The 22,954-nt window shown below is 70.4% G+C and carries 19 protein-coding genes and 1 pseudogene; 13 read left to right on the forward strand and 7 right to left on the reverse strand.

The window, feature by feature from the left end; all coding sequences use genetic code 11:
* Nucleotides 1-41 precede the first annotated feature (41 nt).
* Complete coding sequence (gene panB, locus G4Z16_RS25090; RefSeq protein WP_197352915.1) at nt 42-908, reverse strand: 3-methyl-2-oxobutanoate hydroxymethyltransferase; 867 nt, start codon at nt 906-908, stop codon at nt 42-44.
* A gap of 195 nt (nt 909-1,103) precedes the next feature.
* On the opposite strand from panB, the gene G4Z16_RS25095 reads away from it, so the two are divergent.
* The 6 genes from G4Z16_RS25095 (at nt 1,104) to G4Z16_RS25120 (ending at nt 7,411) form a co-directional block, all read left to right on the forward strand.
* A complete protein-coding gene (locus G4Z16_RS25095; RefSeq protein WP_197352916.1) occupies nt 1,104-2,699 on the forward strand; it encodes an MFS transporter in 1,596 nt (531 codons plus the stop codon).
* Nucleotides 2,700-2,861: 162 nt separating this feature from the next.
* A complete protein-coding gene (locus G4Z16_RS25100; RefSeq protein WP_197352917.1) occupies nt 2,862-3,482 on the forward strand; it encodes a TetR/AcrR family transcriptional regulator in 621 nt (206 codons plus the stop codon).
* A 295-nt stretch (nt 3,483-3,777) separates the two neighbouring features.
* Complete coding sequence (locus G4Z16_RS25105; protein WP_197352918.1) at nt 3,778-4,818, forward strand: endonuclease/exonuclease/phosphatase family protein; 1,041 nt, start codon at nt 3,778-3,780, stop codon at nt 4,816-4,818.
* Nucleotides 4,819-5,144: 326 nt separating this feature from the next.
* Nucleotides 5,145-6,368, forward strand: a complete 1,224-nt coding sequence (locus tag G4Z16_RS25110; RefSeq protein ID WP_197352919.1) for an MFS transporter — start codon at nt 5,145-5,147, stop codon at nt 6,366-6,368.
* Nucleotides 6,369-6,548: 180 nt separating this feature from the next.
* Nucleotides 6,549-6,992, forward strand: a complete 444-nt coding sequence (locus G4Z16_RS25115; RefSeq protein ID WP_197352920.1) for a PaaI family thioesterase — start codon at nt 6,549-6,551, stop codon at nt 6,990-6,992.
* The gene (locus G4Z16_RS25120) at nt 6,989-7,411 is read left to right on the forward strand and encodes an NUDIX hydrolase (RefSeq protein WP_197352921.1); all 423 of its coding nucleotides are present in this window, start codon (nt 6,989-6,991) and stop codon (nt 7,409-7,411) included. Before G4Z16_RS25115 ends, G4Z16_RS25120 begins: the two co-directional genes overlap by 4 nt.
* A 256-nt stretch (nt 7,412-7,667) precedes the next feature.
* Here the strand turns inward: G4Z16_RS25120 and G4Z16_RS25125 are convergent, their stop codons facing one another.
* Nucleotides 7,668-9,437 (reverse strand): NAD+ synthase, encoded by a 1,770-nt coding sequence (locus G4Z16_RS25125; RefSeq protein WP_197352922.1) that lies wholly within the window; start codon nt 9,435-9,437, stop codon nt 7,668-7,670.
* Between the two features lie 233 nt (nt 9,438-9,670).
* On the opposite strand from G4Z16_RS25125, the gene G4Z16_RS25130 reads away from it, so the two are divergent.
* Both G4Z16_RS25130 and G4Z16_RS25135 read left to right on the forward strand, forming a co-directional pair.
* Nucleotides 9,671-10,765 (forward strand): helix-turn-helix domain-containing protein, encoded by a 1,095-nt coding sequence (locus tag G4Z16_RS25130; RefSeq protein ID WP_246531056.1) that lies wholly within the window; start codon nt 9,671-9,673, stop codon nt 10,763-10,765.
* Between the two features lie 760 nt (nt 10,766-11,525).
* Complete coding sequence (locus G4Z16_RS25135) at nt 11,526-12,887, forward strand: glutamine synthetase family protein (RefSeq protein ID WP_028434887.1); 1,362 nt, start codon at nt 11,526-11,528, stop codon at nt 12,885-12,887.
* A gap of 65 nt (nt 12,888-12,952) precedes the next feature.
* On the opposite strand, the gene G4Z16_RS25140 is transcribed toward G4Z16_RS25135, so the two are convergent.
* From G4Z16_RS25140 to G4Z16_RS25150, 3 genes are all read right to left on the reverse strand, one after another.
* On the reverse strand, nt 12,953-13,324 hold the full coding sequence (locus G4Z16_RS25140; RefSeq protein WP_197352923.1) for a DoxX family protein: 372 nt from the start codon (nt 13,322-13,324) through the stop codon (nt 12,953-12,955).
* A gap of 200 nt (nt 13,325-13,524) precedes the next feature.
* On the reverse strand, nt 13,525-13,719 hold the full coding sequence (locus G4Z16_RS25145; protein ID WP_197352924.1) for a helix-turn-helix transcriptional regulator: 195 nt from the start codon (nt 13,717-13,719) through the stop codon (nt 13,525-13,527).
* Nucleotides 13,716-14,078, reverse strand: a complete 363-nt coding sequence (locus tag G4Z16_RS25150; protein WP_197352925.1) for a hypothetical protein — start codon at nt 14,076-14,078, stop codon at nt 13,716-13,718. The genes G4Z16_RS25145 and G4Z16_RS25150 overlap by 4 nt, the downstream gene beginning before the upstream one ends.
* Before the next feature lie 295 nt (nt 14,079-14,373).
* Here G4Z16_RS25150 and G4Z16_RS25155 point away from each other — a divergent pair.
* A pseudogene (locus G4Z16_RS25155) lies at nt 14,374-14,466 on the forward strand (glutamine synthetase); the annotation flags it as partial.
* 104 nt (nt 14,467-14,570) lie between these two features.
* Nucleotides 14,571-17,579: a bifunctional [glutamine synthetase] adenylyltransferase/[glutamine synthetase]-adenylyl-L-tyrosine phosphorylase gene (locus G4Z16_RS25160; protein WP_197352927.1), complete on the forward strand. Its 3,009-nt coding sequence runs from the start codon at nt 14,571-14,573 to the stop codon at nt 17,577-17,579.
* Between the two features lie 20 nt (nt 17,580-17,599).
* On the opposite strand, the gene G4Z16_RS25165 is transcribed toward G4Z16_RS25160, so the two are convergent.
* Entirely contained in the window at nt 17,600-18,472 is an 873-nt protein-coding gene (locus tag G4Z16_RS25165) for a phosphatase PAP2 family protein (RefSeq protein WP_197352928.1), read from the reverse strand.
* A gap of 36 nt (nt 18,473-18,508) precedes the next feature.
* Nucleotides 18,509-19,567 (reverse strand): LacI family DNA-binding transcriptional regulator, encoded by a 1,059-nt coding sequence (locus tag G4Z16_RS25170; protein ID WP_197352929.1) that lies wholly within the window; start codon nt 19,565-19,567, stop codon nt 18,509-18,511.
* 176 nt (nt 19,568-19,743) lie between these two features.
* Between G4Z16_RS25170 and G4Z16_RS25175 the strand changes: the two genes are divergently transcribed.
* From G4Z16_RS25175 to G4Z16_RS25185, 3 genes are read left to right on the forward strand one after another with little or no spacing between them, the layout of a single operon-like run.
* Nucleotides 19,744-21,015: an extracellular solute-binding protein gene (locus G4Z16_RS25175; protein WP_197352930.1), complete on the forward strand. Its 1,272-nt coding sequence runs from the start codon at nt 19,744-19,746 to the stop codon at nt 21,013-21,015.
* A gap of 32 nt (nt 21,016-21,047) precedes the next feature.
* Nucleotides 21,048-22,073 carry a carbohydrate ABC transporter permease gene (locus G4Z16_RS25180; protein WP_197352931.1) on the forward strand — a complete coding sequence of 342 codons (1,026 nt, stop codon included), beginning with the start codon at nt 21,048-21,050 and terminating at the stop codon, nt 22,071-22,073.
* A gap of 2 nt (nt 22,074-22,075) precedes the next feature.
* Entirely contained in the window at nt 22,076-22,936 is an 861-nt protein-coding gene (locus G4Z16_RS25185; RefSeq protein ID WP_246531057.1) for a sugar ABC transporter permease, read from the forward strand.
* Nucleotides 22,937-22,954 lie beyond the last annotated feature (18 nt).

Consider the following 22,954-nt stretch of genomic DNA (forward strand, 5'->3'; position numbering starts at 1 on the left):
GACGGCGGTCGGGCGAGGCCGGCCCTCAGCCGAACCGCCGGTCAGGCGAAGCTGTGCCGCTCCTCGGGGAAGTCGCCCGCGATCACGTCCTGCGCGAACTCCTTCGCCGCGTCGCCGAGCGTCTGGCGAAGCTGTGCGTACTGCTTTACGAAACTCGGCACGCGGCCCGCCGTCATCCCCGCCATGTCCGTCCACACCAGGACCTGGGCGTCGGTGTCCGCTCCGGCGCCGATGCCGACCGTCGGTACGTGCAGTGAGCGTGTGACCTCGGCCGCGAGTGCGGCCGGGACGGCCTCCAGCACGACCGCGAACGCCCCCGCGTCCTGCACCGACTTGGCGTCACGCAGCAGCTGCTGGGCTGCCTCCTCGCCGCGGCCCTGCACCCGGTAACCCATCGCGTGCACGGACTGCGGGGTGAGGCCGACATGGGCCATGACCGGGATGCCGGACTGCACCATCAGCTCGATCTGGTGCGCCGAGCGCTCGCCGCCCTCCAGCTTCACCGCACCGGCTCCCGCCTCCTTCACGAGCCGGGTGGCGCTGCGCAGCGCCTGTACGGGGCCTTCCTGGTACGTGCCGAAGGGGAGGTCGGCGACGATCAGGGCCCGCTTGGTGCCCCGTACGACCGCGGCGGTGAGCATGGTCATCTCGTCCAGAGTGACCGGGACCGTGGTCTCGTAGCCGAGGTGGCAGTTGCCCATGGAGTCGCCGACGAGCAGGACGGGGATGCCCGCCTCGTCGAAGACCGAGGCCGTCATCGCGTCGTAGGCGGTGAGCATGGGCCATCGCTCACCGCGCTCCTTCGCGGAGCCCAGGTCGCGGACGGTGACACGGCGGTTGCGGACGCCGCCGTAGAGAGCTGCGGGCTGCTTCTTGGAGGGCCCGTCCTGTTTCTGCGCATCAGGCATGGCTGAACGCTCCTGTGTGTGTTCGTCTCGAGGCGCCCTGACGGCGTCCCCGGATACGTCCCCAGTGGCTTCGCCTGGAGACCCCTCCATGCTGGCACGCACCGTCGGCCGAAGGAAGAGAAGGAAGGCGGGGCCGGCCGCCCTCGGTATCCGATACGAGACGGCATCGTATCGGAATGGGCTAGAGTGCTGGCCATGAGTTCCCCCGTGCCCCCGAACGTGCACCGCCGACGCTGGGTGATCCTCGGCGTGCTGATGCTGAGCCTGCTGATAGTCGTCCTGGACAACTCGATCCTCAACGTGGCGATGAAGACCATCGCCCAGCCGGCGCCCACCGGACTCGGAGCGAGCCAGAGCGAGTTGGAGTGGGCGATCAACTCCTACACCCTCGTCTTCGCCGGGCTCCTCTTCACCGCGGGCCTGCTGGGGGACCGGCTGGGGCGCCGGCGTGTGCTCCTCTTCGGCCTCGTCGTCTTCGGGGCGGGTTCCGTCTTCGCCGCCATGGCGACCTCGCCGGAGCAACTCATCGCGTTCCGGGCCGTGATGGGCTTCGGCGGAGCGTTCGTCATGCCCTCGACGCTGGCGCTCCTCATGAACGTCTTCGAGCGGGACGAGCAGCCCAAGGCCATCGGCATCTGGGCGGGCGGCGTGGGGCTCGCCATCGCCGTCGGACCGATCACGGGCGGCGCGCTGCTGGAGCACTACTGGTGGGGCTCGGTCTTCCTGGTCAACGTGCCGATCGTCCTCGTCGCTCTCGCGGCCATGGTGCTGCTGGTCCCCGACTCCCGCGACCCGAAGCCGGGACGGCTGGACCCGCTCGGCGTGCTGCTGTCCATCGCGGGTCTCGTGCTGCTGGTCTACGGGATCATCAAGGGAGGCCAGCTCGCCGACTTCACCGACCCCGAGGTGCTCCTGACCATGGGCGGGGGAGTGGCAATCCTCGTCGTCTTCGTGCTCCACGAGCGGCGCAGCGATCATCCCGCCATCGACGTCAACTACTTCAGGAACCCGGCGTTCTCCGCAGCCGTCGTCGCGATCGCGCTCGTCTTCTTCGCGCTGATGGGCGTGACGTTCTTCGCGGTCTTCTACATGCAGAGCGTGCGCGGCTTCTCGGCCCTGGAGGCGGGGCTGCTGATGATGCCGCTCGCCCTCGCTCAGCTGATCTTCGCGCCGCGTGCACGGCTGGTCGTCGACCGCTTCGGAGCGAAACTGGTCTGCGCGAGCGGCATGGTGCTGGTGGGGGCGGGCATGGCGGCGTTCCTGCTCTTCGGTCGTACGACGCCGATCTGGGCGCTGGAGGTCGTGTTCTTCCTGCAGGGCACGGCGATGGCGCACATCATGCCGCCCGCGACGGTATCGATCATGCAGTCGCTGCCGCGTGAGAAGGCGGGGTCGGGGTCGGCCGTCAACAACACGTTCCGGCAGGTCGGCGGCGCCATGGGCGTGGCCGTGCTCGGTTCGCTGCTCTCTGCGCGCTACCGGGAGGGCATCGAGGGCCGGCTGGCGCAGCTGCCGCTGCCGGAGGGCGCGCGGCACGCCGCCGCGGAATCGATCGAGGGGACACTCGCGGTGGCGTCGCGACTGGGGCCCGCGGGGCGCGAGTTGGTGGATCCGGCCAAGAACGCCTTCATCGAAGCGATGCACGTGACCGTGCTCGGCTCGGCCGCCGTGGCACTGCTGGGCGCGCTGGTCGTGGCCCTCTGGCTGCCCGGCAAGCCGCGGGCCGGCAAGGACGCCACCGAACCGCCGGAGCAGGAGGAGACCAAGACGCCCGTGGGTGCGGGAAGTTGACCGGAACTCGAGCGATGGTCAAGCGGTCGGAGGGCCGGGCCGTGACAGAATCGGGCGGCCCGGCCGGCAGGTGAGAAGCGGCCTTCGGGCAGCGTCCGTCGGCCCTGCGTGCGACCCGCGACGGAAGCCCTCGACGGAAGCCCGTGAAGAAGGAGCGCCACGATGAACCCGACGCCGCCCGCGGCCGAAGCCGCGCCCGCGCGGCGCGGCCGCCCCCGGAGCGAGGCGGCGGAGCGCGCGATCGTCGAGGGAGTGCTCCGCCTGCTGGAGGAGGGCACGTCCATCGACGCCATCTCCATCGAGGGCGTCGCACGGCTCGCGGGGGTCGGCAAGGCGACCGTCTACCGGCGCTGGCCCGGCGGCAAGGACGAGCTGCTGCTGGCCGTCGTGGACGCGCTGGAGGAGCCGCCGGCCCAGCCGCGCGGTGATTCCGTGCGGGACGATCTCGTCACGCTCCTGGAGTGGTACAGGCGCGTGGGGATGGCCAAGCGACAGTCCGCCGTACTGCGGACCATGACGAGCCACGTCAAGAGCCACCCGAAGCTGTGGCAGCAGTACCACGACAGCGTCATCAAGGCCCGCCGCGAGACCCTTCACGGCGTGCTGCGGCGGGGCGTCGCGTCCGGCGAGCTGCGCGACGACATCGACCTCGGGCTGCTCGGCGAGCTCTTCACCGGGCCGATGCTCACCCGTACGGTCCTCCACGAAAGCAAGGACCTCCCGGACGGGCTGGCCGAGCAGATCGTCGATTCCGTGCTGGACGGCGTGCGCCCCGGCAGGTGAGCGCGGCCGCTCCTGAGGCGCCGGTGTGCAGGCGGGGCGGCTCCCCGGTCGAGCGGGGTGCCCTCCCGGTACGCGGTTCCCTCCGCGGCCCGTGTGCGTGATCCGTCACAGAACCCCGCGCGGTGGCTCATGGCAGGAACCTCACCTGGCCGGGTGTTCGTCCTGAACGGCACATGGGATCCACCGAGCCACTCCTGCGGGACGGGTGGTCGTGTTGGACGTTCGTCGGAAGGGAACTCCCGGTTCCGCATCACCTATCGTTCGACAAGCAACGGCAAGCGAGTGAGGACAGCGGATGGCGCGCGGGTACATGGCGGAGGCCTCGAAGACTTCTGGCGAGCGGTACGGGGACGGATCCCGCGCCCGCCGCTACGGGAGTCTGGCGCCCCGGGTGTTCGCCCGCTGGGGCGGGCCGGGAGCCTGGCGCCGCGGCTGGTTCCTCGCCGTGCTCGCCGTGCTGCTGGGTCTCGCTCTCTTCCTGCACTCCGAGGTGCCCAACACCATCGGCAACCTGGGCTCGCTCTGGGAGACCTTCCTCCCCTGGGGCGGCGTCCTCGTGCCCGTACTGGCGCTGATCGCACTGCTGCGCCGGTCCCTGATCGCACTCGTGGCGCTGCTGCTGCCGGCCCTCGTGTGGCTGAACCTCTTCGGCGGTCAGTTCACGAGCAAGTCCGGCACGGGCGGCGATCTGACCGTCGTCACGCACAACGTCAACGCGGGCAACCCCGACCCGGCGCGCACCGCACGTGAACTCTCCGGCTCCGGCGCCGACATCGTCGCGCTGGAGGAGGTCGCGGGGTCGCAGGCCAGGCAGTACGACAAGGGAATGGCGGGTGCGTACCGCTACCACAAGCGCGTCGGCACGGTCGGCGTGTGGAGCAAGTACCCGATGCGGGACGCGCGGACCGTCGACATCAAAATGGGCTGGCCTCGTGCGATGCGCGCGACCGTCGCCACGCCCAAGGGCGACGTCGCCGTGTACGCGGCTCATCTGCCGTCCGTGCGGCTGCAGTTCGCCTCCGGCTTCACCGCCGGGCAGCGGGACGACAGCGCCGAGGCGCTCGGGAAGGCCATAGCGCAGGACCGTACGGGCAAGGCAGTGCTGCTCGGAGACCTCAACGGCACGATGAACGACCGTGCCCTCGCCCCCGTCACGTCCCAGATGCGCTCGACGCAGGGCGCGGCGGGAGACGGCCCGGGCTTCAGCTGGCCCGCGTCGTTCCCGACGACGCGGATCGACCAGATCATGGTGAAGGGACTGGAGCCGGTCTCCTCCTGGTCCCTGCCCACCACCGGCAGCGATCACCTTCCGGTGGCGGCCTCCGTCGACTTCTAGACGTGGCGGGGTGGCGCTCTTCACACGCCCCCGCACACAGCACACGGCACCGGGCGCACAGCGCCGGTCAACGGGCCGCCAGGACGACAGGTCCTGGCGGCCCGTGGTGTGAATCACGCCTGATCCGGCGGGTTGTTGCCGTCCTGAAACACAGATGGCGGCCGTGGCGGCATGACGTCTGAGAGACTTTGTTCAGTGTGAGAACATAAGAAGCTGTGCCAGTGCGGCAGGCGCCGTAGGCACTCTCGGCGCGCACGCCGAGCGCACACACATCCCATGAACCTCCTGACGCCTTGCTCGACCCTGCCCTGAAAGGTTTCCCGCCCATGCCTCTGGCCTTGCTCGCGCTTGCGATCAGCGCCTTCGGAATTGGCACGACCGAGTTCGTGATGATGGGGCTCCTCCCCAACGTCGCGGATGACATGGGGACTTCCGTGCCCACCGCCGGCTACCTCGTCTCCGCCTACGCCATCGGCGTCGTCATAGGCGCACCCCTGCTCACCGCCGTCGGTGCCCGCGTCCCGCGCAAGCGGATGCTGGTGCTGCTCATGGGCCTCTTCACCGTCGGCAACCTCGCCTCCGCGCTGGCGCCCGGCTATGGCGCGCTCCTCGCCGGGCGTGTGCTGGCGGGGCTGCCGCACGGCGCCTTCTTCGGCGTCGGCGCGGTCGTCGCCGCCCGTCTCGTGACGGAGGACCGGCGGGCACGCGCCGTCGCGACGATGTTCCTGGGGCTGACCGTCGCCAACATCGTCGGCGTACCGGCCGGCACCGCGATCGGTCAGGCGCTCGGCTGGCGGGCGACGTTCCTCGTCGTCAGCGCCATCGGCCTGCTCGCCATGGTCAGCCTCGCCGCGCTCGTACCGCACCTGTCCCTGGAGCACCAGCGGGGCGTGGGGCACGAGGTCCGTGCGCTCGGCCACCGCCAGGTCGTACTCGGGCTGCTCACCGCTGTCTTCGGCTTCGGCGGAGTCTTCGCGGTCTACAGCTACCTCGCCTCGATCATGACGGAGGTCACCGGACTCGCCGACTCCTCCATGACGATCGTGCTCGCCCTCTTCGGTATCGGCATGACGCTGGGTGCCCTGGTGGCGGGTCCGCTCACCGACCGCGCCCTGCGGCCCACCCTCTACGGGGGTCTGGGCGCGCTCGCCGCCGCGATGCTCGCCTTCCACGCGGTCGTCGACATCAAGTGGGCCGCGATGACGATGGTCGTGGTTCTCGGCGGGCTCGGATTCATGACCACCACCCCGCTGCAGATGCTGATCATGCAGAACGCCCGGCACGCGCCGACGCTGGCCTCCGCCGGCAACCAGTCCGCGTTCAACCTGGCCAACGCGGGCGGCGCATGGCTCGGCGGCGTCGCCATAGCCGCGGGCTGGGGCTGGCGTTCGCCGATGCTCGTGGGTGTGGTGCTGGCGCTGGCCGGCCTCGGCATAGCCGTGCTGGCGGGCGCGCTTGACCGCGGCACCACCGTGTCGCGCTCGCGGATCGTCGCCCGGGGCGTGCCCGGCCTGCGCAGGGCGCGGCCGGTGGAGAGCGTCTCCGGGTGATCTGCCGGGGCGGCGGCGAAGCACCGCCCGCCGCCGCCCCTTCCAGCAGCGGGCCCGCGCTCAGGCGCGGGCCCGCTTCGTCGGTCACCCCGGCGGACCCGTGGGTCCGGAATGCCGGGGTGACCGGCCGCGAGGCGCGTTTCCGGCGGGTTGTCGGTGCCGGGGAGTTCAATGCCGGGCATGGAGACCAACGGACAGCGGCAGGGACTCTTCTGGGACATGCTGGCGGGGCGGGCCGAATGGCCGCCCTCGGCAAGGACGCTGGGCTGGGAGCTGATCGACGTGGATCCCGAACAGGGGCGGATCGAGGTCGCGTTCGAGGCGGGCCAGCAGTTCACGAACCCGGGCGGCACCGTACAGGGCGGGTTCATCGCCGCGATGCTCGACGACGCGATGGGGCCGGCACTGGGCGCGACACTGGACTCGAAGGTACTGGCCCCGACCCTCGATCTGCACGTCCAGTACCTGCGGCCCGCCCGGCCGGGGCGCTTCGTGGGGCGAGGGCGCGTCGTCCAGCGCGGCAACGAGGTGTGCTTCCTCGCCGGCGAACTGCTCGGTGCCGACGGCAAGACGGTGGCCGTCGCCACGGCGACCGCCCGCATCCGGAGCGTACCGGCGGCGTGAGCGATGCGCCGGTCCCGGCAGAGGAGCAGCGTCCAGCCGTCGCTGCCGCCGTCGTCGTCCACGAGGGCAAGGTCCTGATGGTGCGGCGGCGGGCCCAAGAGGGCGTGCTCGTCTGGCAGTTCCCCGCCGGTGAGGTCGAGCAGGGGGAGCGGCCGGCGCAGGCAGCCGTACGGGAGACCCGTGAGGAGACCGGTCTGACCGTGCGGGCCGTCCGGCACCTCGGTGAGCGGATGCACCCGTACACGGGGCGGCTCATCTCGTACACGGCGTGCGAGGTCGTGCATGGAACCGCTTCCGTGGCCGACCCCGATGAGCTGGCGGAGGTCGCGTGGTGCGGCCGCTCCGGGCTGGCGGAGTACGTGCCGTACGCCCTTCATGAGCCCGTCCGGGTGTATCTCGGAAGAACGCTGGCCCCGTGACGCGCCCGCGGGCGGGAGGAGGCCCGGCCCTCGCACAGCGTCCGGCGGCAGCGCCACGGCGTCCGAAACCTGCCGGATCCCGTGGCACGGACGGGACACGATGTGACGGGGCCGGCTGCTGCACCGGATGGGAAGAGAACCCTGAGCCGGGACACGGCGGCCGGCCTGCGTCCCGGGCGCGGCCGGCCCGGCACGGTGGCCCTTGAGACAGAGGCCAACGCCCGGACCGGTACGACCCGAGCGCACCGCTGACGTCTCAGCCGGCGGTTCCCATCGCCGTCTCACGCCAGCGGTTGGTGATGGGCAGGCGGCGGTCCTTGCCGAAGCCCTTGGCGGAGATCTTCGTGCCCGGGGGGTACTGGCGGCGCTTGTACTCGGCGGCGTCCGTCATGCGCAGCACCCGGCCGACGACCTCCGGGTCGAAGCCGCGCGCGATGATCCCCTCCCGGCCCACGTCGCCGTCGACGTACAGCTTCAGGATGCGGTCCAGGACGTCGTAGTCGGGGAGGGAATCGGTGTCGACCTGGCCCGGGCGCAGCTCGGCGCTCGGCGGCTTGACGATGCTGTTCTCCGGGATCGGCGGTGTCTCGCCGCGCTCGGCCGCCGCGCGGTTCCGCCACTTCGCCAGCCGGAAGACGTTCGTCTTGTAGACGTCCTTGATCGGCCCGTAGGCGCCGACGGAGTCGCCGTAGAGCGTCGAATAGCCGCACGCCAGCTCGGACTTGTTGCCCGGCGCGAGGACGATGTGGCCCTCCTGGTTGGAGATGCCCATCAGCGTGACGCCGCGCAGTCGCGACTGGAGGTTCTCCTCGGCGACGCCGGTCAGCTCCAGGCTCTTCATGAAGGCGTCGAACATCGGGCCGATCGGCACCGTGCGGTAGTTCAGGCCGGTGCGCCGCGCCATCTCGGCCGCGTCGTCCTTGGAGTGCTCGGAGGAGTAACGCGAGGGCATCGAGACGGCGTTCACGTTCTCGGGCCCGAGGGCGTCGCAGGCGATCGCGGCGCAGAGCGCGGAGTCGATGCCGCCGGAGAGGCCGAGCACCACGGAGCGGAAGCCGTTCTTGGCCGCGTAGGCGCGCAGTCCCACGACCAGCGCCGTGTAGATCTCCTCGTCGTCCTCCATGCGCGGTGCCTCGCTGCCCGTGGCCTCCGGCTCGTACGGGGGCAGCGGGTCACCGGAGAGGACGACGTGCTCGACGGTCAGTCCGTCGTCGACCGTGCCGGAGGGCGGTTCGTCCGCGGCGGCCGGCAGGTCCAGATCCAGTACGACGCAGCACTCCTCGAACTGCGGGGCGCGCGCGACGACTTCGCCGCCGGCACCGACGACGATCGAGTCGCCGTCGAAGACGAGCTCGTCCTGACCGCCCGTCATCGCGAGATACGCCGTGGTGCAGCCGGCCTCCTGGGCGCGCCTGCGCACCAGTTCCAGGCGGGTGTCGTCCTTGTCGCGCTCGTACGGGGAGGCGTTGACGGAGAGCAGCAGCCCGGCCCCGGCGGAACGGGCGGCCGGCACCCGGCCGCCGTTCTGCCACAGGTCCTCGCAGATCGCGAGGGCGACGTCGACCCCGTGGACGCGGACGACGGGCAGGGTCTGGCCGGGTACGAAGTAGCGGAACTCGTCGAAGACGCCGTAGTTGGGCAGGTGGTGCTTTGCGAAGGCCAGTGCCACCTCGCCCCTGTGCAGCACGGCCGCGGCGTTCTGCGGTGCGCCCGCGGGGCTGCCCAGCGTCGCCCGTACGTGCTCGGCGCGGTCGAGATAGCCCACGACGACGGGCACTTCGCCCAGGTCCTCGTCGGCCAGCCGCCGCGCGAGCGTGCGGAGCGCGGCGCGGCTGGCGTCGACGAACGAGCCGCGCAGCGCCAGGTCCTCCACGGGGTACCCGGTCAGCATCATCTCGGGGAACGCCACGAGGTGCGCCCCCTGCGCGACCGAGTGGCGGGTCCACCGCACGACCGCGTCGGCGTTGCCTTCGAGGTCGCCGACGGTCGAGTCGATCTGGTTCAGTGCGAGACGTAGTTGAGGCACGAGTCCCACTGTAATCGTCTCTCTGACGCAATGCGGCGGGCCGTATCCTACCGGTGGTCACGGCGCTGCGCCTGCGGTTACGGGGCGTTATGTGCCACCGTCCGTCACGAGGCGTTCACGCAAGCTTCACAACCGTATCCAGCCTGCGGCTACCCCTACACGAGGGTATCCGCAGGATTTCGATACCTGGTGTACTGGATTCGGCGCCCGCCTGGCGGGCATCGGTCAGTGACGTGAACTCGCCACAGCACAGGGGGATCGACATGCTGGAGTCGCTCGGGCTCGAACCCGTCCAACAGCAGGCGTACGAAGCGCTCGTCGACGGTGCTGTCACTGTCGCCGAACTCCGCACGACGCTGGGCCTGAGCGCCGGGCGGGTACGCGAAACCCTCGCCGCGCTCGAGAAGTTGGGCCTGGTGGGACGGTACCCGGGCGAGCGGCGCGGGGAGGAGCGGTTCCTGCCGGTGGCGCCCGAGGTCGCGTTCGAGTCGCTGCTGCTGGCCCGCGAGGAGGCAATCCACCGCACCCGCCGGCACATCCAGCTGCTGGCCACGCGCTTCCGCGCCAACGCCACTGCCCGGGATCCCGTCGACCTGGTGGAGATCGTCACGGGACGGGCCGCCGTCATCCAGCAGGTCGACCAGCTGCAGCACAGCGCCACCAGCGAGATACGCGGCATCGACCGGCCGCCCTACGCCAACAGCGACCCGGACCGTCTCGACCCCAAGACGGGGATGATGCCGGTGCAGGCCAAGACGATGCGGCGCGGAATCGGATACCGCGTCATCTACGACACCCACGGCCTGGAGACCTTCCACCGCATCGACACCGACATCGAGGCCTGTGCCGAACTCGGCGAAGAGGCACGGGTGATGGCGGACACCCCCACGAAACTCCTGGTGGCGGACGACCGGGTGGCTCTCATCCCGCTGCGTTCCGCGCCGCACGAGATGGCCAGCAGCGTGGTGGTGCACCCCTCGGGCCTGCTGGACGCGCTCTGCGAGTTCTTCGAGGTGCTGTGGGCGCGCGCCCTGCCCCTGTCCGCCTACTTGGCCGGACGCCCGGGCGGCGCGGGTGACGCTCCCACGTCGGACGAGGCGCGCCTGCTCGCGCTGCTGACGACGGGGCTGACGGACCAGGTCATGGCGCGTCAACTCGGCGTGAGCTACCGCACTTTCCAGCGTCGGCTGAGCGGTCTGATGGAGCGGCTCGGCGCCGGTACCCGCTTCCAGCTCGGCATGCGTGCCGCGAGCCTCGGCTGGGTCTCACAGCCGGCGGACGGGGCCGTGCGGATCGGGCCGGGACCCGGCACCGGAGAGATCGCCTGAGGGGTTTTCAGGGGTGTCCGACCCGCGAAGTACGCACCACAAGATGTCGATTGGCACACTCACCGGTAACTCTTGTTCTCCCCTTCGCCGGTGTGCGAACTTCAATGCGTGACGTCGCCGGGCAGGACGGCTCACGACTCACGACCACAAGGCCGGGCGCCGCCCGCGGCGGACCGGCCGGCACCACCCAGCCGCGGTCCGGTATCCCCCACTACCGGACCGCGGCTCTCACTTTGCCCGGCCTCCTGCCGCCAGACATCCGCAGGCTTCCGTCGTCCCCGGCGTCCCCGGCGAGGGTCTCCGGAGTCGCTCGCGGGGCCAGGCTCCCGCGGCCCCCCCTCCGCGGCCGGCTTCCGCGAGCGCAACCGAGACCGGGACCGCAACCGGGACCGGGACCGGGACCGGGACCGCAACCGAGACCGATGGTCCGGGACCCGAGCCCCCGCTCCGGGATCGGGGCCCGCCCGAAGCCCTCGCCTGCGCCGAGCAGAGGCGTCCGCCGGACGCCCTTCCGACACCTGCCCGACCCCGCGATGACGCCTTTCCCGGCTCGCGTCTGGCCGCCCCTCCCGTGGTCTACTGGGAGCGGCGTGAGGAGACGGAGCGGACGCAGGCAACGCTCCGGAAACCTTGAGGTGGGATGCTCGTCCGGCCCGCCCCGGAATCCGGGCGGCCGGCCCGTGTGCGGGGCCCTCCGGGCCGTCCGGTCCAGGGCCCACCGGGTGCGAGGAGCCACCCCGACCAGCGAGGATGGGTGACTATGGATAAGCAGCAGGAATTCGTGCTCCGTACGCTCGAGGAGCGCGACATCCGGTTCGTAAGGCTGTGGTTCACCGACGTCCTCGGTTTCCTCAAGTCCGTGGCCGTCGCACCCGCCGAGCTCGAGCAGGCCTTCGACGAGGGCATGGGCTTCGACGGGTCCGCGATCGAGGGCTTCGCCCGTGTCTACGAGTCCGACATGATCGCCAAGCCGGATCCGAGCACCTTCCAGATACTGCCGTGGCGGGCCGAGGCCCCCGGTACGGCACGGATGTTCTGCGACATCCTCATGCCGGACGGTTCACCGTCGTACGCGGACCCGCGGTACGTGCTCAAGCGCGCCCTGGCCAAGGCGTCCGACCTCGGATTCACCTTCTACACTCACCCCGAGATCGAGTTCTTCCTGCTGAAGGACCGTCCGGTGGACGGCACGAGGCCGGTGCCCGCGGACTCATCGGGCTACTTCGACCACACACCGCAGCACGTCGGCATGGACTTCCGGCGGCAGGCGATCACGATGCTGGAGTCGATGGGCATCTCGGTGGAGTTCTCCCACCACGAGGGCGCCCCCGGCCAGCAGGAGATCGACCTGCGCTACGCCGACGCGCTCTCCACCGCCGACAACATCATGACGTTCCGGCTCGTGATGAAGCAGGTGGCGCTGGAGCAGGGCGTGCAGGCCACGTTCATGCCCAAGCCCTTCTCCGAGCACCCGGGCTCCGGGATGCACACCCACCTGTCGCTCTTCGAGGGCGACCGGAACGCCTTCTACGAGTCCGGCTCCGAATACCAGCTCTCCAAGGTCGGCCGCTCCTTCATCGCCGGGCTGCTCACCCATGCGGGCGACATCTCCGCCGTCACCAACCAGTGGGTCAACTCCTACAAGCGCATCTGGGGCGGCGCCAACCGCACGGCGGGCGAGGGCGGCGAGTCCCCCTCGTACATCTGCTGGGGCCACAACAACCGCAGCGCGCTGATCCGCGTGCCCATGTACAAGCCGGGGAAGATGGGCTCCACCCGCATCGAGGTGCGCTCCCTCGACTCCGGTGCCAACCCCTACCTCGCCTACGCCACCCTTCTGGCCGCCGGCCTCAAGGGCATCGAGGAGAGCTACGAACTGCCGCCCGGCGCCGACGACGACGTGTGGGCCCTGTCCGACGCCGAGCGCCGGGCCATGGGCATCGAGCCGCTGCCGCAGAACCTGGGCGAGGCGATCACGCTGATGGAACGCAGCGAGCTCGTCGCGGAGACGCTGGGCGAGCACGTGTACGACTTCTTCCTCCGCAACAAGAAGCAGGAGTGGGAGGAGTACCGCAGCGAGGTCACCGCCTTCGAACTGCGCAAGAGCCTGCCGGTGCTGTAGTCGCGGGTCAGCGCCGGTGTCGTTGTCCGGCCGGCGTGCGGATCGGCCGGCAACGCGCCGGCCGGTCACGCCAGGCCGGGCCACCCGGGGTCGTGGCGTGCCAGGTTCACGGCCAGGGCGGCCACCGGCAGGCAGAAGAACACGGCCCAGGGGCCCAACTGGTAGTCGTGAACCCGCAGATGGGCGCAGAGCGCACCGAGGAAGTACAGCACGAGGCCGGCGGCGGCGAGCATGCCCAGCACCGGCACGGCGAACCCGGCCAGCAACCCCAGCGCGCCCGCAGCCAGCAGTGCGCCCAACGGGCGCATCCAGGACCGGGGTACGGACAGCTTGTCCGCCTGGCTCTTGGGGTAGTGGTGGCCGATGAAGTTGGCGGTGGCGGCCAAGCCGTTGGCGGCCGAGGCGAGGAGGGTGACCACGAGGTAGGTCGCGAACACGGGAGTCTCCTTCTTCGTCGCGCGAACACCGGCTGGATGTTCACCGTTACGACGAGGCGACGACCCAGGACGTGACATGCCCTGTCGGCGCGGTCCCGCAGGACGAGCCCCGCCCCGCGGTCGCGGGAAACGCCAGGCCCAAGAGCATGGGCGGTAAGACTCTCGCCGCCTCAACCAGACGGTCGGGGCGGCCAGGCGCGTCATTGATCGTCGGTGAAGAGGTCCTCGATCGTCAGGCTGAACAGCCTGGCGAGGCGGAACGCGACCGGCAGGCTCGGGTCGAACTTCCCGGTCTCGATCGCGTTGATCGTCTGTCGTGACACGCCGATTCGCTTGGCCAGGTCAGCCTGGGTCCAGGCGTGTTCGGCCCGGAGCTCCGTGATGCGGTTCTTCATCGGTACCTGATTCTGCCGACGGCGAAGGCCACCATGTAGACGACTCCCAGGAACGCGGGGAAGAGCGCGACGTCGAGGTCGCGGGTGACGAGGCCGGCGGCGTCCGCCACGAAGTAGGCGAAGCCGACGACCCAGCCCACTCCGAGGGTGGCCGCCAGCGCATCCTGCATGATCTTGCGCTGCAGGTCGTCGAGCGCTCGGAGGAAGCGCATGAAGGCGACGATCCAGGCCGTGCCGACCAGAAGGTTGGCGACGACCGCGGCCCAGCTCGCCGCCGGCTGCTGCTGCGAGTCCCTCGCGAACCCGGGGCCGAACCTGGCTGTGGCAAGGGTCGCCAGCCAGGCGAATACCCAGAGCACAAGCTGAGCGGTTTTCCTGTTCGAGTCCCGATAGCTTGCGGTCTCATCGTGTGTTTGCACGGGCTGCCTCCCCACCTCGTCGAGTCAAGCAGACTTGACCTGCTGGTCGCCAAGTCAAGCACACTTGACAGGGTGGGCGATACCCCCACAGCTCAGGGAGGCCCATGGCAACCGCGCCCCATCGCTTCGGGACGAATGGCGCGTGGGTCGAGCCAGGGTCAAAGTGGGGGCCAAGGCGGGGCAGCGCAGGTCAGCCGAAGGTATCGACGTGGAGCTGCCCGTGGCAGACTCGGTGGATCACTCCCTGCGCGACAAGACGCAGGAGTGGGAGGAGTACCGCAGCGAGGTCACCGCCTTCGAACTGCGCAAGAGCCTGCCCGTGCTGTGAGGCCCGGCCGCATCTGGGGTACCACCCGGGCCGCAAGGCCCAGGGGGAGGCACGAGGTCCGGGCACCAGGAGACTCGGGGAGCGAGACGACGGAGGACGGTCAGGTGCACGGCGGGCGCCGGGACAGCCGGTACGGACAACTGATCAGGCGCGGATTCACCGAACCCGCCGCCGCCGAAGGGCTGCTCGCCACGCCCGGCCTGGAGGAGGTGCGCGGCGACACGGGCCTGCTGGACGCGTTCGCCGCCACCGCCGACCCGGACCTGGCGCTGCGCGGGCTCGTACGGCTCATCGAGGCGCAGGAGGACCCGCAGCCCCTCGTGGACACGCTGCTGGCGAGCAAGCCCCTGCGTGACCGGCTGCTCGGCGTGCTCGGGGTCTCCGAGGCGCTGGGCGAGCATCTGGTGGTCCACCCCGACGACTGGCAGGCGCTCGTGACGTACGAGGCCGCGGCCGATCTGCACCCGGGCGTCGAGGAGTTCGAGGCCCTCGTCGGCCCCGCGAGCGGACCGGACGATCTGCGGCACCGCTACCGGGGCAGCCTGCTGTCCGTCGCGGCCCGCGACGTGTGCGGCACGAGCGATCTGGCCCGTACGGCCGCCGAGTTGGCGGACCTGGCAACCGCGACGCTGCGCGCCGCCCTCACCATCGCGCAGCGGGAGGCGCCCGAGGACGCGGCCATGTGCAGGATCGCGGTGATCGGCATGGGCAAGTGCGGGGGCCACGAGCTGAACTACGTCTCGGACGTGGACGTCATCTTCGTCGCGGAGCCCGTCGAAGGCACCGAGGAATCACAGGCGTTGCAGGCCGCGGGACGCCTCGCCTCCCGCATGATGCGCATCTGCTCCGACACCACGGCCGAGGGCACGATCTGGCCCGTCGACGCCAACCTCCGGCCCGAGGGCCGCAACGGCCCGCTGGTGCGGACGCTCTACTCCCACCTCGCCTACCTCAACCGCTGGGCGAAGACATGGGAGTTCCAGGCGCTGCTGAAGGCACGTCCGGTCGCCGGCGACACCGCACTCGGCGAGGCGTACGTGGAGGCCGTGGCGCCGCTGGTCTGGCAGGCCGCGGAGCGGGAGAACTTCGTCCCCGACGTGCAGCAGATGCGCCGCCGCGTCGTCGCGGCCATCCCGGCCGCCCAGGTCGAACGCGAGCTGAAGCTGGGGCCCGGCGGGCTCCGGGACGTCGAATTCGCCGTACAGCTCCTGCAGTTGGTGCACGGACGCTCCGACACGACGCTGCGCAGCCCCACCACCCTCGCCGCGCTGGACGCGCTGGCCACGGGCGGCTACGTCGGGCGTCAGGACGCGGCGGCGCTCGATGCCGCGTACCGCTTCCTGCGCACCATGGAGCACCACATCCAGCTGCACAAGATGCGCCGTACGCACCTGATGCCGGAGAGCGAGGAGGACCAGCGGCGCCTGGGCCGTTCGCTCGGCTACCGCAGCGAACCCGTCACCGAGCTGCACCGGGCATGGCGGCGGCACGCCGCGGCCGTGCGGAGGCTGCACGAGAAGCTCTTCTACCGTCCGCTGCTGGATGCCGTCGCACAGCTGGAGGTCGGCGAGGCACGGCTCTCCCCGCGCGCCGCACGGCAGCGTCTGGAGGCGCTCGGCTACGCCGACCCGGCCGGGGCGCTGCGGCACCTGGAGGCCCTGGCCAGCGGCGTGAGCCGCAAGTCCGCCATCCAGCGCACCCTTCTTCCGGTGCTGCTGGGCTGGTTCGCGGATTCCTCGGACCCCGACGCGGGGCTGCTGGGCTTCCGCAAGGTCTCCGACGCACTGGGCAACACCCCTTGGTATCTGCGCCTGCTGCGGGACGAGGGAGCGGCGGCGGAGAACCTCGCGAGGATCCTCTCGGCCGGCCGCTTCGCTCCCGATCTGCTGCTGCGCGCTCCCGAAGCGGTCGCGCTGCTCGGCGACGAGCACGGGCTGCTGCCGCGGTCACGCGAGTCGCTCACCCAGGAGGTACTGGCCGCCGTCGGCCGCGCCGACGATGCCGAGTCGGGTGTGGCGGCAGCTCGCGGAGTGCGGCGCAGGGAACTGTTCCGTACGGCCGCCGGCGACATCATCGGCGCCTACGGGACGGAGGAGTTGCCGGCGGAGGACCCGGCAGCGGGCGTCGACCGTGTCGGAACGGCGCTGACCGACATCAACTCCGCCACGGTCGCCGGTGCGCTGCGCGCCGCGGTCCGCGGCCAGTGGGGCGACGAGCTGCCCACGCGCTTCGCGGTCATCGGCATGGGACGCTTCGGCGGCGCCGAACTGGGCTACGGATCCGACGCGGACGTCCTCTTCGTGCACGAGGCACGCGAGGGCGTGAGCGAAGAGGAGGCGAACAAGGCCGCGTTCGCGGTGGCCACCGAGCTGCGCAGGCTGCTTCAGCTGCCCACGACCGACCCGCCGCTCGTCATCGACGCCGATCTGCGCCCGGAGGGCAAGTCCGGGCCGCTGGTGCGCTCGCTCGACTCCTATGCGTCGTACTACCGCCGGTGGTCCTCGGCGTGGGAGAGCCAGGCGCTGCTGCGCGCCGCGCCCGTCGCCGGCGACGAGGAGCTGGGCCGCCGCTTCACCGAACTCATCGCCCCCCTGCGGTATCCGGCCGACGGCCTGACCGAGGAGTCGCTGCGCGAGATCCGGCGGCTCAAGGCCCGTATGGAGGCCGAGCGGATGCCGCGCGGCGCGGACTCCACGACGCACGCCAAGATGGGCCGCGGCGGCCTCGCCGACGTGGAGTGGACGGTGCAGCTCTTCCAGCTGCGGCACGGCGCCTCCGTGCCGGGGCTGCGCACGACACGTACGCGTGCGGCGCTGGCCGCGGCCCGCGAGGCGGACCTGATCGGCGAGGAGGACGCCCGCATCCTCGACGAGGCGTGGCTGATGGCGACGCGTGTACGCAACGCTGTGATGCTCGTGCGGGGCCGTGCGGGCGACACATTCCCTTCGGAGGCAAGGGAGTTGGGCGCCGTCGGACGCTACCTCGGATACGAGTCCGCAGGGCCGGGTCCGCGGCCGACGGAGACCGGCGGCAGCGGTGAGATGCTGGACGACTACCGCCGCGTGACGCGGAGGGCGCGAGCCGTCGCCGAGCGGCTCTTCTACGAGGGCTGAGGCGGCGGGCCTTCCGGGGGCTACGCCCGGGCCGGCACCGCGGCCAGTCTCGGCAGCCGGTAGGCCATGCGCCCGTACCAGCCCCAGGAGAGCGCGAAGCCCAACGCCAGGCAGATGACGCCTCCGACCGCGTCCAGCCAGAAGTGGTTGGCCGTGCAGACGATGACCGTGAGAGTGACCAGCGGATAGAGAGCGCCCAGCACTCGTGCCCAAAGCGGCTTCGCGAGCACGGCGATGGTGATGCCGCACCACACCGACCAGCCGATGTGCATCGAGGGCATCGCCGCGTACTGGTTCGACATGTCGGCGAGGTTGCCGGAGGCCATCGAGCCCCAAGTCTGGTGCACCTGAACGGTGTCGATGAACTCGTCGCCGCGCATCAGCCGGGGCGGCGCGAGCGGGAAGAGGTAGTACCCCAGGAGGGCGGTGCCCGTGGTGGCGAAGACGACGAGCCGCGTGGCGGCGTAGCGGCCGGGGTGCGCGAGGTACAGCCAGACCAGCACGACGACGGTGACGACGAAGTGCAGCGTCGCGTAGTAGTAGTTCATCGTGAGGATGAGCCAGGTGACGCTGTCGGCCGCGTGGTTGATGGAGTCCTCGACGGCGATGCCGAGGAGGTGCTCCGTCTTCCACACCCAGTCGGCGTTGTTGAGGGCCTGGACGCGCTGCTCGGGAACGGCGTTGCGGATGGCGGAGTAGACCGCGTAGAAGACCAGGACGAGGACGATCTCGAACCAGATGCTGGGCCTGCGCGCGGCACGTGCCCGCGTGGCCTCGGCGGCTCTGTCACTCTCCTCGGCGCCCTCGGTTCTTCGGGCCCCGCGATCCTCGGTCTGTGGTCCCGCGGTGGCTGTCCCGTTTGTCCGTTCGGTCCTCGTTGTGGATGCCCCCATGAGGGGACAGTCTGCCAGAAGGGGACACCGCTCCGATCATCCTGCGGTCGGGTATCCGGCCCCTTCCGTCCTCCCTGCGACCGAGGGGACAGACGCAGTCGATCCGCGTACGACCAGTTCAGGAAGGAAGACGAATTCGCCGTGGGGCGCGGGCGTGCCGCCGATCTCCTCGAGCAGCGCGCGGACGGCGGCCTGCCCCATGGCCGGCACCGGCTGACGGATCGTCGTCAGCGGGGGATCGGTGAAGGCGATCAGCGGGGAGTCGTCGAAGCCGATCACCGAGACGTCGTCAGGGACTTCCAGCCCGCGCTGCCGGGCCGCACGGATCGCGCCGAGCGCCATCATGTCGCTGGCGCACACCACGGCTGAGCAGCCGCGGTCCAACAGCTCGCTCGCGGCGGCCTGTCCGCCCTCCAGCGTGAAGAGGGAGTGCTGTACGTACTCCCGTGCCTGACCGGCCGTCAGGTCCAGCTGCTCCTGTGCGGCCCGGACAAAGCCCTCGATCTTCCGCTGCACGGGCACGAAACGCTCGGGTCCGACGGCCAGGCCGATGTGCCGGTGGCCGAGCGCGGCGAGGTGTGTGACGGCCAGTCGCATCGCCGCGCGGTCGTCGGGGGAGACGAAGGGGGCGCGGACCTTGTCCGAGTAGCCGTTGATGAGGACGAAGGGCACGCCCTGCCCGCGCAGGCGCTCGTAGCGCTGCATGTCGGCGGTCGTGTCGGCGTGGAGCCCGGAGACGAAGACGATCCCGGCGACGCCGCGGTCGACGAGCATCTCCGTCAGTTCGTCCTCCGTCGATCCGCCGGGGGTCTGCGTGGCGAGCACCGGCGTGTAGCCCTGCCGGGTGAGGCCCTGGGCGATCACCTGGGCGAAGGCGGGGAAGATCGGGTTCTCCAGCTCGGGGGTGATCAGCCCGACGAGGCCCGCGCTGCGGTGCCGCAGCTTCAGCGGACGCTCGTACCCGAGCACGTCGAGGGCGGCGAGGACGGATTCACGGGTGGCCGCGGCGACGCCCTGCTTGCCGTTGAGGACACGGCTGACCGTCGCTTCGCTGACCCCCGCCTGTGCTGCGATGTCAGCTAGCCGTGCGGTCACAGGGCTGGACTGTACCGGGCGCGGCAATCACTGCACACCGCGCATGGGTGCCGGAGCCCGAATCGGGCTTGCTGAAAGTTGCTGCAAGTACTTGCGCAAACGCGTCGGGCCCCGTTACGTTCCTCGGCAGTCCGGCGCCGCCCAGGCGCAGGGGGCGGTCCATGGGAGGGAATGACATGCGGCGTGGCACAGCAGTCACCGCGGCGATAGCGGTGCTCGCACTGACGGCGACGGCATGCGGCGGGGACGGCGGGAGCAGCGACAGCGCCGGCAAGGGCGAGATCGCCGGCACCGTCACGTACTGGGACACCTCGAACGACGCCGAGAAGGGCACGTACAAGAAGATCGCGGAGGACTTCGAGAAGAAGCACCCCAAGGTCGATGTGAAGTACGTGCACGTCAACTTCGGTGACGCCAACCAGAAGTTCAAGAACGCCGCGGGCGGCAACTCCGGTGCCCCCGATGTGATGCGCACCGAGGTCGCCTGGGTGGCCGACTTCGCCAACCTCGGCTACCTCGCCCCGCTGGACGGCACGCCCGCGCTCGACGACACCGGCGACTACATCAAGACGGCCGCGGGCAGCACCCGCTTCAAGGGGAAGACCTACGCCGTTCCGCAGGTCACCGACACCCTCGGCCTCTTCTACAACAAGAAGATGCTCAAGAAGGCGGGCGTCGGCGTGCCCAAGTCCTTCGACGAGCTGAAGAGGTCCGCCAAGAAGATCAAGAGCCAGACCGGCGGGACCGCGCTCTACCTGCGCGGCGACGACCCCTACTGGTTCCTGCCCTACCTCTACGGGGAGGGCGGCGACCTGGTCGACGCCACGACCAAGAAGATCACCGTCGACGACGCGCCCGGCGCCAAGGCCTTCGCGCGGATGAAGGACCTCGTCGACTCCAAGGCGGCGGTCACCGACAGCAGCGACGGCCAGGAGAACGGCCTCAAGGCCTTCCAGGACGGCGACGTCGCCATGATCATCGACGGCCCGTGGGACATCGCCGGAGCACAGCAGGGCAAGCAGTTCAAGCACGACAAGGACAACCTGGGGGTCGCGCCCGTACCCGCGGGGAGCAAGGGCAGCGGTTCGCCGCAGGGCGGATGGAACCTCTCGGTCTACGCGGGCACCAAGAACATGCGGACCGCGCAGGAGTTCGCCAAGTACATGAGCTCCGCCGAGGTGCAGCAGCGCACCACCGAGGAACTGAGCCTGCTGCCCACGCGCACCTCCGTCTACGACAAGCCTTCGGTCAGTGGGAACGCCATGGTCGAGTTCTTCAGGCCCGCGGTCGGGAAGGCCGTCCAGCGGCCGTGGATCGCCGAGGGCAACTCCCTCTTCGAACCGATCCGGGGCCAGATGGACGCCGTGCTCGCGGGCGACCGCAGCCCCGAGGAGGCCGCGGACAAGACGGGTGAGGGCTTCCGCAAGCTCCTCAAGGACTACAAGTAGGCCCGCGAGCAGGAGGGGACGGCCCAGGGGACATGGCTGTGGAGACCACCAGCCGGCCGGCCCGCGTGGACGCGGACGCCGAAGGCGGCGCCCGCGTCCACCGGCGCGGGACCGGGAGGAAGAGCGGGGAGACCGGACGGCTGCGCAGGGCGGCCGCGCATCACTGGTACGCGTGGGCGATGGTCGCCCCCGTCGTCGTGGTGATCGGCGTCATCATCGGCTACCCGTTGGTGCGCGGCGTCTATCTGTCGCTCACCGACGCCGACGAGGCGAACGTCGAGCGCACGATCGGCGTCAACCACCTGCCGGCGACGTACCGGTTCACGGGCCTCGACAACTACGCGGAGATCCTCGGCGACAGCGTCTTCTGGGACCGCCTCGGCTGGACGGTGGTGTGGACCGCAGGCTGTGTCGGCGTCACCTTCGCCCTCGGCCTGACGCTGGCCGTGATGCTCAACAGGCAGGTGCGCGGCCGTTCCTTCTACCGCATCGGGATGATCGTGCCGTGGGGCATCCCGGCCTTCGTCTCCGTCTTCGCCTGGAAGATGCTGTTCAACGAGAAGAACGGCCTGCTCAACAAGGTGCTCGACGGGGGCGGCATCGACGCCGTGCCGTGGCTGGGCGATCCGGTGTGGGCCAAGGTCGCCGTCATCGCCGTCAACGTCTGGCTCGGCGTCCCCTTCATGATCGTCGCGATGCTCGGCGCGCTGCAGGGCATACCCGGTGAGCTGTACGAGGCTGCCGAGATGGACGGTGCAGGGCCCTGGCAGCGCTTCCGCAACATCACGCTGCCCGGAGTACGCGGGGTCAGCAGCACCGTTGTGCTGCTCAGCACCATCTGGACGTTCAACATGTTCCCCGTGATCTACCTGCTCACCAGGGGCGGGCCCGAGGACTCCACGGAGATCCTCGTGACGTACGCCTTCCGGCTGTCGTTCATCAACAGCCCGCGGGACTTCGCCACTTCGGCCGCCTGGGGCGTGCTGATACTGGTGCTGCTCTCGCTGTTCACGGTCGTCTACAGGCGAGCGCTGCGCCGCCAGGGAGAGGTGTGGTGACGGTGACCGCCACGAAGACGATCCCCGTTCCGGGAAGGCGGGGCGGGCGAGGCCCGCTCGCCGCGTTCGGACTGCACGCGGGGCTGCTGGCGGCGACGGCCGTCGCGCTCTTCCCGCCGCTGTGGCTGCTGGTGACGTCCTTCAAGCCGAAGAGCGAGTCGTTCTCCACCGCCCTGGTGAACGACTTCACGCTCGACAACTACACGCATGTCGTCGCCGACACCTACTTCCTGACGTGGCTGGGCAATTCGCTGGTCGTCGTCGTGGGCACGACCCTGATCGGCGTCTTCATCGCCGCGACCACCGGCTACGCCATCAGCCGGTTCCGCTTCCCCGGGATGCGGCCGCTGATGTGGGTGCTGCTGGTCACGCAGATGTTCCCCATGGCGGTGCTCATCGTGCCGCTGTACAACACCATGGCGAGCCTCGGCCTGCTCAACCAGCCCGTCGGCCTGATCATCACCTATCTGACGGTGGCCGTGCCCTTCTGCGCGTGGATGATGAAGGGCTTCTTCGACACCGTCCCCGTCGACATCGACGAGTCGGGGCGTGTCGACGGGCTCACCCCCTTCGGGACCTTCTGGCGGCTCGTGCTGCCGCTGGCGAGGCCCGGCCTGGCCGTCACCGGGTTCTACACCTTCGTGACCGCGTGGGCCGAAGTCGCCTATGCCACGGCCTTCATGACGGGGGAGGAGAACCTGACTCTCGCGGGCGGGCTGCAGACCTTCGTCAACCGGTACGGCTCCGACTGGGGTTCGATGACCGCCGCGGCCGTCATCGTCGCCGTCCCCGCTGCGGTCGTCTTCGGGTTCGCGCAGCGCCATCTCGTCGCCGGGCTCACCGCCGGCGCCACGAAGTCGTGAGCCACGAAGTTCCGGGGC

Source organism: Streptomyces bathyalis (assembly GCF_015910445.1).
Taxonomy (GTDB): Bacteria; Actinomycetota; Actinomycetes; order Streptomycetales; family Streptomycetaceae; genus Streptomyces; species Streptomyces bathyalis.